A 14,688-nucleotide genomic window follows, 5' to 3' on the forward strand; every position below is an offset into this window, starting at 1 on the left:
CGTGATCGATAGAAATTAAAGGAGTGTGAAGATATGGGGAAAAAGCGAATTTATGAACTCGCCAAAGAAATTAATGTCTCCAGTAAACAAATCATCGCGAAGGCCGAAGAAAAAGGCTTTCCGGTGAAAAACCACATGTCAACGCTCGGCGAGAACGAAGAACGTCAGTTACGGGCTGCTTTTTCTAAGAAGCAGCCAGCGGCATCCCAATCCAAGCCTGCCAAGACTCAAGCTGCACGACCAGCACAACATCGGGCCGCTAAGCCAGCAGGTCAGACGAGCCAAAAAGGCAAGCCAGCGGGACAAAGTCACGGCCAAGCCAGTGCCTCTCACCAGGCCAACGGCAACAGCCGTCCGAAGTCACAGACGACCAGTCAACGGTCCGGTCAGAACAAGTCACAAGGCCAGCAACACAATACTAATAAAAATAACAGCCAGTCTGGAAGTCACCGTCAAGAGCAACACAATTCCGGCACCGGCAGATTTGGTGGAAGTTTGAATAATAATACGAATAATAGTAATGGACGCCGTTCCAGTACCAACAGCCGCGGCGGCCGTAATAACCGCAACAACCGGAACAATAACCGGCGGCGGAACAACAATAACCGTTACAAGAAGAACCAACGGATTAAAGATGTAAACCAACACAAGGGTGCACCAGAACGTAAGAACAAGGCATTGCCAGATGTTTTGGTTTATTCCGATGGGATGAATGCGCAAGACCTGGCAAAGATCTTACACCGTTCATCTGCTGAAATTGTCAAGAAGTTATTCATGTTGGGCGTGATGGTTAACCAAAACCAGTCTCTCGACAAAGATACGATTGAAATTTTGGCTGATGATTACGGTATCCAAGCTGAAGAAAAGGTTCAAGTTGACGTATCCGATATCGATAAGTTTTTCGATGCTGAAATGGCTAATACGGATCACCTAGTTCCTCGGGCACCAGTTGTCACGATCATGGGACACGTTGATCACGGTAAGACCACGTTATTGGACCACTTACGTCACTCTCACATCACAGCTGGTGAAGCCGGTGGGATCACGCAAGCCATCGGGGCCTACCAAGTGCACTACAACGATAAGACCATTACGTTCTTGGATACCCCAGGACATGCGGCCTTTACCGAAATGCGGGCGCGTGGTGCTGAAATCACCGACATCACGGTGCTGATTGTTGCCGCTGATGATGGTGTGATGCCACAAACCATCGAAGCTATTCACCATGCGAAGGCTGCTGGAACACCAATTATCGTCGCAGTTAACAAGATCGATAAGCCAGGTGCTAACCCCAACCACGTTATGGAACAGTTGACAGAATATGAATTGATTCCTGAAGACTGGGGTGGTGACACCATCTTCGTTGAAATCTCAGCGAAGTTTGGGAAGAACATCGATGAGTTACTCGACATGATCTTACTCCAGGCTGAAGTGTTGGAATTAAAGGCTAACCCAGAACAAAATGGGGCCGGTTCTGTCATTGAAGCACGTTTGGACCAAGGTAAGGGTTCCGTTGCCACATTGCTGGTTCAACAAGGAACCTTACACGTTGGGGATCCAATCGTGGTTGGGAACACCTTTGGACGTGTCCGGACCATGGTTAACGAACGGGGTCGTCGTATTAAGGACGCCGTTCCGGCAACGCCAGTTGAAATCACTGGGTTGAGCGATGTGCCTGAAGCCGGGGACCGTTTCGTGGTCTTCGATGATGAAAAGACGGCCAGAGCTGCTGGTGAAGAGCGGGCTAAGGAAGCCTTGATTCAAGACCGGAAGAACACGAGCCACGTCACGTTAGACAACCTCTTCGATTCCCTCAAGGAAGGCGAAATGAAGGAAGTTGACGTCATCATCAAGGCTGACGTTCAAGGTTCCGTTGAAGCCTTGGCAGGTAGCTTGAAGAAGATTGAAGTTTCCGGTGTGCGGGTGAACATTATTCACTCTGCCGTTGGGGCCATTAACGAAAGTGATGTAACCTTGGCCGAAGCTTCAGACGCGATCATCATCGGGTTTAACGTTCGTCCTACGCCACAAGCACGTTCACAGGCTGACTCCGACAAGGTTGATATTCGCTTACACAATGTCATTTACAATGCCATTGATGAAATTGAAACAGCCATGAAGGGTCTGCTTGAACCAACGTATAAGGAAGAAGTTATTGGTCAAGTTGAAGTTCGTCAAATCTACCATGCATCCAAGGTTGGCACGATCGTTGGTGGGATGGTTACGGATGGTAAAATAACATCCGACAGTGACGTCCGGTTAATCCGTGACGGCGTTGTGATTTACGAAGGTAAGCTGGGATCACTCAAGCGCTTCAAGGATGATGCTAAGGAAGTTAAGCAAGGCTTTGAATTAGGATTAACGATTGAGAACTACAATGACGTTAAGGTGGACGATGTTATTGAAGCCTACGTGATGAAGGAAGTTCCTGTTAAATAAAGAATCGGAGGCAAACAGTCATGGCACAATATCGAGTTGGCCGGTTGGAACAAGAAATCCAACGGGAAGTTACGGATATTTTACTAAAACGTGTTCGCGACCCACGGGTTGATGGCGTCACCGTTACCGGTGTCGAAGTTACCGGTGATTTACAACAGGCGACGATTTACTACAGTATTTTATCGGACAAGGCTTCTTCCGCTGAAAAGACGGCAGAAGGTTTGAAGAAGGCTACGGGACTGATTCGTTCCGAACTAGGTTCGCGGCTAAGTATCTACAAGACGCCGGAATTGATGTTCGAACAAGACGCGTCCGTTCGTTATGGTAGTCGGATCGATGAATTGCTCAATGATCTCCACCACCAAGAGTAGGAAACACGGGTTGTAGAGAACAGGAAGGCGTTGGTCCAATCGGACCAACGCCTTTTTTTGCCCCCAGATGAGATAGGTTTTGAAATGGAGGAAGACACATGGATGGAATTATTCCCCTGTATAAAGAACGAGGACTCACCAGCTTCGACTGCGTGGCAAAGCTGCGCCATATTCTGCATACCAAGAAAGTGGGTCACAGCGGGACGCTTGACCCTAGCGTTGATGGGGTCCTCCCCATTTGTATCGGCAGTGCGACCAAGGTTGTCCCATACCTCATGGGCTCCGGGAAAATTTATCGTGGCACCTTAACCTTGGGTCTGGCCACAACGACCGAGGATTTAGATGGCGACGTGGTCGAACGTCAACCATTGACCAAGGCTTTTACGGCTGATCAATTGAGTCGGGCTGCCATGGCCTTAACCGGAACCATTCAGCAGACACCGCCGATGTACTCCGCGGTCAAGGTTCGTGGACGCAAACTTTATGAGTATGCCCGGGCAGGTGAGACGGTAGCGCGGCCGACGCGAACGATTACGGTCACGCGTTTTGATTTGACCACGCCCGGAGACTTTGATGTCGAGCAGGGTACCCAGACGGTAGCATTTGAGATTGCCTGTTCCAAGGGAACCTATGTGCGAACATTAGCCGTTGACTTGGGACGCCAGCTGGGTGTGCCGGCCGTTATGGCTTCACTCACGCGGATCAAAAGTGGGGGGTTCACTCTGGACCAGGCCGTCACGTTAGACGAGGTCGCAGCTGCGATGGCCGCTGAGGACTTATCGTCGATCTTACGGCCAATTGACTATGCTCTGACGCAGTACCCACATGTGGCCCTCTCGGAGCGTCTATGGGGATTGGTTAAGAATGGTGTTTTCCTCGATCAGGCTCAAGTTGGCAGTACCGAACCGATCGTTGCCCTAAGTTATGCGGGGACAACGAAATGTCTGTATCAATTTTTACCGGAGAAGCAGCAGTATAAACCACTCAGAATGTTTGCAGTGGACTAAGATTTTTGGAAAGAGGCGTCAAACATGGAAATTATCCGTATTCACCATCCACTGGACCCACGCCAAATTCCGGCAGATCCCGTGGTACTTGCGATGGGGTTCTTCGATGGCTTGCATCGGGGACACCAGGCCGTCATTCGACGAGCCAAGGCCTTGGCCCAGGAACGACACGTTAAGCTGGCGGTTCTGACCTATGATCATCATCCGGCGATTGTTTACCGAGCATTAACCAGAGATGACCAGAAGTACCTCAGTCCCACCGAACGAAAGCTCAATCAGCTGGACCGGATGGGCGTTGACCGAGTCTTTCTAGTGAACTATACCGGTGAGTTCTCGGCCCAATCACCTCAGACTTTCGTGGACAACTACTTGGTGGCGTTTCACACAGTAGTGGCCGTGGCTGGTTTTGACCATACTTATGGCAAGAAGGATGTCGCCACGATGGCGCGTCTGCCCCAGTACGCGCAGGGACGTTTTGAGGTTGAAACGGTCGATGAACAGATCAGCAAAGCCGATAAGATTAGCTCAACTCGGATTCGAGCAGCCATGAAGCAAGGCCAAATTGACACGGTGAATGACCTTCTTGGTTACCTTTATCGGACGACTGGGACGGTGGTGCACGGCGAGGCCCGAGGCCGAACCATTGGATTTCCGACGGCAAATATTCTGACGCCTAATGATGAATGGTTACCAGGTATCGGGGTGTACACGGCACGTCTTAAGGTTAGCGCCATTTGGTATCCAGGTATGATGTCCGTGGGACGTAACGATACCTTTGGTAACAATCGCCCCGTGACAGTCGAAATGAATCTCCTTGATTTTCAGGGCAACCTTTATGGGGAACCCGTGGAGGTTGAGTGGCATCACCGGTTGCGTGGTCAGGTTAAATTTGCTGGTGCCGATGAATTGGTCACCCAACTGAAGCAAGATGAGGTTGCCACTCGGGCCTATTTTGCCCAGGTAGCCGCCGAATAAACCGAAATTAGCACTTGATCCCACTGATTGCTAAAAATCCTACCAGATTTCTTGACTTCAAAACCTGGTTTTGCTACATTATATATGTGTCTTAGCACTTGATTAGTTTGAGTGCTAAAAAAGGGGTGATTGTGATGCTTTCAGAAAGACAAATGATGATTCTGCGAGCCGTTGTCCGCGACTTCACTAACACAGGTGTGCCAGTGGGGTCCAAGACATTAGCCAAGCAGTTACCCATCCACGTAAGCTCGGCGACAATTCGTAATGAACTGGCAGCCTTGGAGGAGCAGGGACTCATCGAGAAGACCCACTCCTCTTCCGGCCGGATTCCTTCTGGTGAAGGCTATCGGTATTACGTTGACCATTTGGTCAAACCAGATCCGTTGCGGCCAAATGATATAGATGTGATCCAGTCCTCATTGGGCGGTGATTTTCATAAGATTGACGAAATCATTTCACAATCCGCGACGATCCTGTCAAATCTGACGAGTTACACGGCATTTACACTGAAGCCAGAACTTAAGGACAGCCGATTGAGTGGCTTCCGTTTAATCCCATTGGGCAAGCGGCAAGTTATGGCCATCCTGGTTACCGACAGCGGTGACGTTGAAAATCAGACGTTTGACGTTAATGAGAAGGTTACCGGTGAACAGTTGGAAGCCGTCGTTCGCTTAATCAACGACCAACTGGTGGGGTTAACCTTGCCAGAGGTCCTGAAGAAACTTCAGCAGGATATTCCACTGAAGATTGCCAATTATTTGCAGAGTCCCGAGGGGTTCCTCGACATTTTTGGCGACGTGCTCACCCGAGCCGCACAGGAGCGCTTCTATGTTGGCGGTCGTTTGAACCTGTTGAACTTCTCACAGGATAGCGACGTCGATTCACTGAAGTCGCTGTATGCGATGCTCGATAAGACGGATGACATTGCCGATGTCTTGGGGCAGCCCAGTGACAAGATTTCCGTTCGGATTGGGAATGAAATGACCAATGATGCGCTACGTAACTTCAGTTTGATTACCGCGACTTACGATGTTGACCAACATGGCCAAGGAATGATTGCCATTCTGGGGCCGACGCGGATGCCTTATTCGCGGATGCTGGGAATTGTCGGGGCTTTTCGTGAAGAGCTCGCGAAAAAACTACTGGATTATTACCGGTTTTATGACGAGTAAAGAAAGGGAGGTTTTTTATCGTGGCTGACAAGCAACAACCGTCCACAGATGACCAAACCGCGGCAAAGGCCGCCAAGAAAGCAACGGATGCACCTAAGCAAGCAAAAGCTGAGACTGTAAAGCCTAAGCCAAAACTTGTTGCTAGTGCTGAAGAAGTCGCCAAGCTTAACAAGCGCGCCGATGACTTCGAAGACAAGTACCTTCGTGCCGAAGCTGAAGTGCAGAATGTTCAGGCACGCTTTCAAAAAGAACAGGCAACCTTGATCAAGTATGACGGGCAACAGCTCGCCAAAGATATCTTGCCTGTGATTGATAACTTGGAACGTGCCTTGGCCGTTGAGACCAGTGATGAGGCTGGTGAACAGCTGAAGAAGGGTGTCCAGATGACCTATGATCATTTGGAAGATGCTTTGAAGCGAAACCACGTCACCGAAATTGCCGCACTTGGCCAGAAGTTTGACCCAACGCAACACCAAGCCGTTCAATCGGTTCCGGTTGAAAAAGGTCAGTCGGCCGATACAGTGGTCAACGTGCTTCAAAAGGGTTACCAGTTAAAGGACCGGGTTCTCCGGCCCGCCATGGTTGTCGTGGCACAATAATTTGCAAACAAAAAACTTAAAAAAAGAGGGAATTTTTGATGGCAAGTAACAAGATTATCGGGATTGACTTAGGGACGACCAACTCAGCCGTTGCCGTTCTTGAAGGTAGTACCCCTAAGATTATCGCAAATAAAGAAGGCGCTCGGACGACGCCATCTGTTGTCGCATTTAAAGATGGCGAAACGCAGGTTGGTGAAGTTGCTAAGCGCCAAGCCATCACAAACCCGAACACCATTTCATCTATCAAGAGTCACATGGGTGAAGCAGGTTACAAGGTTTCCGTTGATGGAAAGGATTACACGCCACAACAAATCTCTGCAATGATTTTACAACACTTGAAGGCCTTCGCTGAAGACTACATTGGTGACACGGTTGACAAGGCCGTTATCACGGTGCCAGCTTACTTTAACGATGCGCAGCGTCAAGCGACTAAGGATGCCGGTAAGATTGCTGGCTTAAACGTTGAACGGATCATTAACGAACCTACGGCTGCTGCCTTGGCTTACGGCTTAGATAAGCAGGACAAGGATGAAAAGATCATGGTCTACGACCTTGGTGGTGGGACTTTCGATGTTTCCGTTCTTGACTTGGGTGATGGTGTCTTTGACGTTCTCTCAACGAACGGTGACACGCACTTAGGTGGGGACGACTTCGACAAGAAGATCATGGACTGGTTAGTTGATGACTTCAAGCAAGAAAACGGCGTTGACTTGTCCAAGGACAAGATGGCCTTACAACGTTTAAAGGATGCTGCCGAAAAGGCTAAGAAGGACCTCTCTGGGGTTACCGAAGCACAAATCAGCTTGCCATTTATCTCTGCTGGCGACAATGGTCCACTGCACTTACAGAAGTCATTGAGCCGTGCTAAGTTCAACGAATTGACGGCCGACCTGGTTGAAAAGACGCGGATCCCTGTTGAAAATGCGTTGAAGGATGCTGACTTGAAGGCTGGCGACATTGATGTCGTTATCTTAAACGGTGGGTCCACTCGGATTCCAGCCGTTCAAGAAGCCGTTGAAAAGTGGACGGGTAAGGAATCCAACCATTCCATCAACCCTGATGAAGCTGTTGCTTTAGGGGCTGCTGTTCAAGGTGGGGTTATCACCGGTGATGTTAAGGACGTTGTGTTACTTGATGTGACGCCATTATCCTTAGGTATCGAAACCATGGGTGGGGTCTTCACGAAGTTGATTGACCGTAACACCACGATTCCTACCAGCAAGTCTCAAGTCTTCTCAACCGCTGCTGATAACCAACCAGCCGTTGATATCCACGTCTTACAAGGTGAACGGCCAATGGCTGCTGACAACAAGACGTTGGGTAACTTCCAACTTGCCGACATTCCAGCTGCACCACGTGGGGTTCCTCAAATCCAAGTGACGTTTGATATCGATAAGAACGGGATCGTTAACGTTTCTGCTAAGGATATGGGAACGAACAAGGAACAAAAGATTACCATCAAGAGTTCCGGTGGTTTATCCGACGAAGAAATCGATAAGATGATGAAGGAAGCTAAGGAAAACGAAGCTGCCGACAAGAAGCGTAAGGAAGAAGTCGACACCAAGAACGAAGTCGATCAATTGCTCTTCCAGACTGATAAGACGTTGAAGGACGTTAAGGGTAAGGTTTCAGATGATGAAATCAAGAAGGCTGAAGACGCTCGCGATGCCTTAAAGAAGGCCCAAGAAGCCAACAACTTGGATGACATGAAGACCAAGAAGGATGACCTGACTAAGATTATCCAGGACCTCTCCGTCAAGTTGTATCAACAAGCCCAACAAGCACAAGGTGACGCTGCTGGCGCCGGTCAAGCTGCTGGTGCTGATGGTGCCAAGACCGATGGTAAAGACGGTGACACTGTCGATGGTGACTTCCACGAAGTTCACGACGACGATGACCAAGACAAGAAGTAAGGTCAGCTGTTAAGTTGTCAATAATCGGGCAAAAAGTCAGAGTCCGCTGGGCTTTGGCTTTTTGTTTCGAGTATGCTATTCTTACTAGTAGCGAAAATTTTCGGAATTGATTGGGAGGAAAACGATGGCGCAAACGGACTTTTATGGCGTATTAGGTGTCTCCAAGGATGCTAGCCAAGATGAAATTAAGAAAGCCTATCGTAAGTTATCAAAGAAGTATCATCCAGATTTAAACAAGGCCCCGGATGCGGCGGACAAGTTTAAGGAAGTTCAAGATGCTTACGATGTTTTAGGCGATAAGGACAAACGAGCTAATTACGATCAGTACGGTTCTGCCGATGGTCCCCAAGGATTTGGTGGCTTCGGTGGCGGCGATGCTGGTGGTTTCGGCGGCTTTGGTGGTGGCGCCGGTGACTTTAGCGACATCTTTAGCCAAATGTTTGGCGGCGGTGCCCAACGAAATCCCAACGCGCCTCGTCCGGGTCGTGACCTGCAGTACCAGATGGACTTGAAGTTTGAAGAGGCCATTTTTGGGAAGAAGACCAAGATCAAGTACACGCGTGAAGCTCAGTGTCACACCTGTGGTGGTAATGGTGCTAAGCCAGGCACGTCACCTGAGACTTGTCATCAATGTGGCGGTTCCGGTTACGTGACGACTGAGACTAACACGCCATTAGGGCGGATGCGTCGCCAGCAACCATGTCCTGTTTGTCATGGGACGGGTCAAGAAATTAAGGAGAAGTGTCCAACCTGTGGTGGATCTGGCCATGAAGAAGAAAAGCACGAAGTTGAAGTTACAATTCCAGCCGGAGTTGATGACGGTCAACAAATGCGGTTACAAGGTCAGGGTGAAGCCGGTCAAAACGGTGGCCCTTATGGGGATCTCTTCATTATCTTTGAAGTGACGCCTAGCAAGGACTTCCGGCGTGATGGCACTGAGATCTTCTTTGATCAACCCATTTCCTTCGTCCAAGCGGCAATGGGTGATGACGTGACGGTGAAGACCGTCCACGGCGATGTGAAGTTGAAGGTGCCTGCTGGTACTCAGGGTGGCACCATCTTCCGGCTACGTGGCAAGGGTGCCCCTCGTTTGCGTGGTAACGGCAATGGTGATGAACATGTCACGATCAAAGTCTTAACCCCTAAGAACTTAAATAAGGGACAACGGGATGCCTTACGTGACTTTGCCAAGGCTAGTGGTGAAAGTGTTTCCGGCTCGGGCAAAGGTAACTTATTTAACAAAATGAGAGACAAATTTAATGAGAATTAGTTATGGGGCCAACTTGCTCAAATAGCTAATCTATCAAGGCCGCTGAAGGTTTTCGGCGGCCTTTTTTGTGCCCAAACAATTACATCAAAAATTATGAAAGAAAAAGAAAGTGTTAAGCTTGAGTAGTGTTGATTGCAATCCGGTTTTGGCAATGCTAATCTCAAAACATAAGGAACGTGGCGGAGCCACGGAATTCCTCCCTGTGCAGCTTGGATTCGTCGGGGAAAAGACAGGTTGTATGGGTGCGAACGGAAGCTGATTTGGGGGACGAATCAATCAGCAGAACCTGGGGGTGAGTTTCATGAGAGCAAAGTGGCTGGCGTTTTGGCATCAGCCAGTGGTCGCCTTTATTGGCTGGACAGCGTTTTACTTTGTTATTTTGATGGTACTAGTTTATTTATATGGGTATAGTGGGTTAAATAATTCCACGTTTATCTATAACGAATTCTAATCGTTTGGGGTCAACCGACTAGATTAGATAGAAATTCTATTGGGGGGGATATAGAATGATTGAAAATATGATTACAACTATTGACCATTTTGGTCAAGTCGATCCCAACCGGATCGCTTATGATTACCTGGGTCAAACCAACACTTATGGTGAGCTGAAGAGTCGTTCGGACGCTCTCGCTGCACATTTAGACGCCATGCAGTTACCGGCAAAGGCTCCCATCTTAGTTTATGGGGGACAAACCTTTAACATGCTGGCGACTTTTTTAGGCATTGTGAAGAGTGGTCACGCCTATGCACCGATTGACACGCATTCACCATTAGAACGAGTTACGACGATCAATGAAATTGCACAGCCCGCAGCGGCCATTGCCGTTGAGGCCTTACCAACTACACTTGGGTCAACGCCGGTGATTACGCCGGATGCCCTAGACAACATTTTCAATGGTCCCGTTGTGGATTACCAAGTCGATCACGCCGTTGCAGGGGATGATAACTACTACATCATCTTTACCTCCGGGACGACTGGGAAGCCCAAGGGGGTTCAGATTTCACATACGAATCTTTTGAGCTATGTTAACTGGATGTTGAGCACGGACTTCGCGTTACCTGACGCGCCTAGGACGCTGTCACAAGCGCCATACTCATTCGACCTATCTGTTATGGACTGGGGGCCAACCTTGGCTGCTGGTGGGACGTTGGTAGCATTACCTAAGCAGATTACGGATAATTTCCGTCAGCTCTTTGAAACCTTGCCAACGATGGACCTGAACGTCTGGGTTTCCACACCGTCCTTTATGGATATTTGCTTGTTGGAGCCCACTTTTGATGCCGAACATTATCCACATCTTAGCCGGTTCCTGTTCTGTGGGGAAGAATTAACCCACGGAACCGCGCAGACGCTGTTGGATCGATTCCCAAGTGCGCGGATCTTCAACACCTATGGCCCAACCGAAACGACGGTTGCCGTCACCCAGGTTGAGATTACCGCAGAACTTTTGGCAGATAATCCTCGATTGCCAATCGGGTACGCCAAGCCAGACACCACGATTACCGTGGTCGATGACGAGTTGAACCCGGTTCCTGCTGGCACAGAGGGTGAACTGCTAATTAGTGGGCCATCAATGTCTAAGGGTTACCTCAACAACCCGGAAAAGACGGCAAAGGCCTTTGTGACCAGCGATGGTCATGAAGTCTACCGTTCGGGTGACCTAGGAGTTCAACTGACTAACGGGCTTATCATGTACCGTGGTCGGACGGACTTCCAGATCAAGCTTCATGGTTATCGGATCGAACTTGAAGAAGTCAATCACTACTTGACGCAAGAGGCGCACATTCAGGTAGGGGTTGCCGTTCCTCGGTATGACCGAAACCACAAGGTGAGCCAACTGATTGCGTGGATTGTCCCGAGCAGTTCGGATTTCGCCAACGAATTGGCGCTTACGAAGGCCATTAAAGAAAACTTACAAGGTGGCGACATGATGGAATATATGATCCCACAGCGATTCGTGTATAAGGAAAGCCTGCCGATGACTCCCAACGGCAAGGTTGATATCAAATCAATTATCGCTGAGGTCAATCAATAATGTTGACCTTTGAACCGTACGGTAACCCAACTTATTTCGCCCTGTTGGGAGTGGCACTCTTGCCACTGATGATTGGTATTCTGTACGGCAAGCGGTCGCGTCTGTATGAAACGTTAATTTCAATTTTCTTCCTGGTTCTCACCTTCGGCGGTCCGAAGTGGACGCAAGGAGTAGCTTTGATCATTTACATTTTGTACGAGGTGGCGTTGACCTGGGGGTATGCCGTTTACAGAAAGCAACATAATTCGGGGCCCGTCTTCTTTATGACGGTGATCCTGTCCATCTTACCGTTAACCATCGTGAAGGTGACACCGGCTGTGGCCAATGGTCAGTCTTCACTGATTGGTTTCCTGGGTGTTAGTTATCTTTCGTTCCGTGCCGTTCAAACAATCATGGAAACACGTGATGGCACACTGAAGGATTATCAGGTGATGACCTTCCTACAATTCATGCTCTTCTTCCCGACGATTTCATCCGGGCCAATCGACCGTTATCGGCGTTTCGAAGCCGATTATCGGACGGTTCCCGATCGGGATAAGTATCTGGGTATGATTCAAAAAGGGGTTCGCTATATTTTTGTGGGATTTCTGTATAAGTTCATTCTGGCGTATTACTTTGGAACGATCTTGATGCCGAAACTGCAAATTATGGCTATGAACTCACGAGGTGGTTTCTTAGATCTTTCTTGGCCAGTCGTGGGTTACATGTATTGTTACAGTGCCGACTTGTTCTTTGACTTTGCTGGTTACAGTTTGTTTGCCGTCGGGACCTCTTATCTTATGGGGATTGAGACGCCGATGAACTTCAATCAGCCTTGGCGGTCACCTAACATTAAAGATTTCTGGAATCGTTGGCATATTACATTGTCATTCTGGTTCCGAGACTTCATTTATATGCGGTTAGTCTTCTGGTTCATGAAGCACCGGGTATTCAAGAAGCCAACCACCACAGCCAATGTCACGTATATTATTAATATGCTTGTCATGGGTTTCTGGCATGGGGTCACGTGGTATTACATCACTTACGGTCTGTTCCACGGGGTCGCGTTGGTGCTCAATGACGCGTGGTTACGGTATAAGAAGAAGCACCGCCAAAGTATCCCGCATAACGGGTTTACCCAGGTGTTTGCTATCTTCCTAACAGCAAATATGGTTTGTTTCAGTTTCCTGATCTTCTCTGGGTTATTGGATAAACTGTGGTTTCACTAAACTAAGAGTTTCATAATTCGATCGAGGGGGAAATTATAATGGATATCAAAGCAACGGTTTTACAAATTTTAAACGATTTAACGGGGAACGATGTTAGTGGGGCCATGGACGATAATTTATTCGACAATGGTTTATTAGACTCCATGGGTTCCGTTCAATTGTTATTACAACTTCAAAGTGACTTAGGTGTTAATGTACCAGTTTCTGAATTTGAGCGGTCAGAGTGGGACACGCCCAACAAGATTATTGCGAAAGTAGAAAGTCTGGCTTAGTTTATGGCCAAGCGACTACTACGGATCTTTGGTCCGTTAATTCTCGCGGCTATTCTAGTTTTCGCGGTATTGGTTTCGCCGGTTACCTTTGGTTTTAAGCACATGAGTGCCGCCAAGGAACGGCAGGCTGCTGTTTCACTGTCACCCAATATTTTGCGGGGGAAGCACGTTAAGGAAGCTGCACTCGGTGATGGATACGTGCCGTTCTTTGGGTCATCAGAATGGTCACGAATCGACCCGATGCACCCGTCCGTGCTCGCTCAGAAGTATCACCGGGATTACCGGCCGTTTCTCTTGGGTGCCCGGGGCACACAGTCGTTAACACAGTTCTTCGTGATGCAAAACATCCAGAGCCAGTTACGAAATAAGAAGGCAGTCTTCTTCATTTCGCCACAATGGTTCGTTAAGGGTGGGACGCGTAAGGATGCCTTTGGGTTCTACTACTCACAACTGCAAACGAGTGAATGGTTGAGCCATTATCGGCATGATGCGATTGATCAGTACGCTGCCAAGCGGTTGCTTCAAATGCCCGCGGCGAAGTCCGATCATTTCATCAACACGGCCTTACAGCAGGTGGCCGATGGAAAGTCTCTAACTGGTTACCAACGTTTCTACCTGCAATCGCGTAAGAATATGTTGACCCAGGAAGACCAATTCTTCTCTGGAATCAATTTACCATCACGAAACTTAGCTCGAGTTAACCAGCAAGCCCAGAAGTTACCCACTCATTATTCTTACTCGGCGCTGGATTCACTCGCAGGCCGCATCGGTAAAGCACAGACCGGTAACAATAGCTTCCACATCAGCGATCAATTCTACAACCATGGTCTCAAACAGGAGTTAAAGAAGGGGAAGCTGAAGAACTTCCAGAAGAACCTCTCTTACCTGAAGTCACCGGAATACAGTGATTTCCAACTTTGTTTGGATCAGTTTGCTCGGTTGAATACCAACGTGCTCTTCATCATTCCACCGATTAATCAGAAGTGGCAGGAGTACACGGGGTTGTCGCCAGAGATGTTGCGGCAGTTTGATCAGAAGATTCGCTACCAACTTGAGTCCCAAGGGTTTAACAACATTGTCGACTTGAGTGATAAGGGGAACGTGCCGTACTTCATGACGGATACGATTCACCCTGGTTGGCGGGGTTGGTTAGCGATTGACCAACGGGTTAACCCGTTCCTCAGTCAAAAACAAGCGCAACCAAAGTATGATATTAGTGACAAGTTCTATTCAAAGACTTGGCAACAATTGGGACCTTCTCAACTGAGCCAGTACGAACAGACATCGAAGTAAACAAGGAAGACCCGAAACTAGTTGTTTCGGGTCTTTTGCGTTCATTGAGAGTCGTTAGCAGTGTTCCTTTTAGTTTGTACTTGCTGCGGATGGTTGGTATAATTGTTGGGACATGGTGTTATAGGAAAGTAGG

At 48.6% G+C, this 14,688-nt stretch carries 13 protein-coding genes; all 13 read left to right on the plus strand.

Annotated elements, in window-relative coordinates:
- Window positions 1-33: 33 nt before the first annotated feature.
- The 13 genes from infB (at window position 34) to dltD (ending at window position 14,555) form a co-directional block, all read left to right on the plus strand.
- Window positions 34-2,439, plus strand: coding sequence for a translation initiation factor IF-2 (gene infB / locus EKM71_RS00960; RefSeq protein WP_125572816.1), 2,406 nt, complete (start codon window positions 34-36; stop codon window positions 2,437-2,439).
- A 20-nt stretch (window positions 2,440-2,459) separates the two neighbouring features.
- Complete coding sequence (gene rbfA / locus EKM71_RS00965; RefSeq protein WP_125572817.1) at window positions 2,460-2,810, plus strand: 30S ribosome-binding factor RbfA; 351 nt, start codon at window positions 2,460-2,462, stop codon at window positions 2,808-2,810.
- A 98-nt stretch (window positions 2,811-2,908) separates the two neighbouring features.
- Window positions 2,909-3,817, plus strand: a complete 909-nt coding sequence (gene truB, locus EKM71_RS00970; RefSeq protein ID WP_125572818.1) for a tRNA pseudouridine(55) synthase TruB — start codon at window positions 2,909-2,911, stop codon at window positions 3,815-3,817.
- 24 nt (window positions 3,818-3,841) lie between these two features.
- A complete protein-coding gene (ribF, locus tag EKM71_RS00975; protein ID WP_125572819.1) occupies window positions 3,842-4,792 on the plus strand; it encodes a riboflavin biosynthesis protein RibF in 951 nt (316 codons plus the stop codon).
- A 134-nt stretch (window positions 4,793-4,926) separates the two neighbouring features.
- Entirely contained in the window at window positions 4,927-5,964 is a 1,038-nt protein-coding gene (hrcA, locus tag EKM71_RS00980; protein ID WP_125572820.1) for a heat-inducible transcriptional repressor HrcA, read from the plus strand.
- A gap of 20 nt (window positions 5,965-5,984) precedes the next feature.
- Window positions 5,985-6,563, plus strand: coding sequence for a nucleotide exchange factor GrpE (grpE, locus tag EKM71_RS00985; protein WP_125572821.1), 579 nt, complete (start codon window positions 5,985-5,987; stop codon window positions 6,561-6,563).
- A gap of 38 nt (window positions 6,564-6,601) precedes the next feature.
- Entirely contained in the window at window positions 6,602-8,476 is a 1,875-nt protein-coding gene (gene dnaK / locus EKM71_RS00990) for a molecular chaperone DnaK (RefSeq protein ID WP_125572822.1), read from the plus strand.
- A gap of 124 nt (window positions 8,477-8,600) precedes the next feature.
- On the plus strand, window positions 8,601-9,746 hold the full coding sequence (dnaJ, locus tag EKM71_RS00995; protein WP_125572823.1) for a molecular chaperone DnaJ: 1,146 nt from the start codon (window positions 8,601-8,603) through the stop codon (window positions 9,744-9,746).
- A 301-nt stretch (window positions 9,747-10,047) separates the two neighbouring features.
- Complete coding sequence (locus EKM71_RS01000; protein WP_057877593.1) at window positions 10,048-10,197, plus strand: teichoic acid D-Ala incorporation-associated protein DltX; 150 nt, start codon at window positions 10,048-10,050, stop codon at window positions 10,195-10,197.
- Window positions 10,198-10,252: 55 nt separating this feature from the next.
- Entirely contained in the window at window positions 10,253-11,782 is a 1,530-nt protein-coding gene (gene dltA / locus EKM71_RS01005) for a D-alanine--poly(phosphoribitol) ligase subunit DltA (RefSeq protein WP_125572824.1), read from the plus strand.
- Window positions 11,782-12,990 carry a D-alanyl-lipoteichoic acid biosynthesis protein DltB gene (gene dltB / locus EKM71_RS01010; protein ID WP_125572825.1) on the plus strand — a complete coding sequence of 403 codons (1,209 nt, stop codon included), beginning with the start codon at window positions 11,782-11,784 and terminating at the stop codon, window positions 12,988-12,990. The genes dltA and dltB overlap by 1 nt, the downstream gene beginning before the upstream one ends.
- A 38-nt stretch (window positions 12,991-13,028) precedes the next feature.
- Window positions 13,029-13,262 (plus strand): D-alanine--poly(phosphoribitol) ligase subunit DltC, encoded by a 234-nt coding sequence (dltC, locus tag EKM71_RS01015; RefSeq protein WP_125572826.1) that lies wholly within the window; start codon window positions 13,029-13,031, stop codon window positions 13,260-13,262.
- A gap of 3 nt (window positions 13,263-13,265) precedes the next feature.
- Window positions 13,266-14,555, plus strand: coding sequence for a D-alanyl-lipoteichoic acid biosynthesis protein DltD (dltD, locus tag EKM71_RS01020; RefSeq protein ID WP_125572827.1), 1,290 nt, complete (start codon window positions 13,266-13,268; stop codon window positions 14,553-14,555).
- Window positions 14,556-14,688 lie beyond the last annotated feature (133 nt).

It is taken from the genome of Levilactobacillus huananensis (assembly GCF_003946145.1).
Classification (GTDB): Bacteria; Bacillota; Bacilli; order Lactobacillales; family Lactobacillaceae; genus Levilactobacillus; species Levilactobacillus huananensis.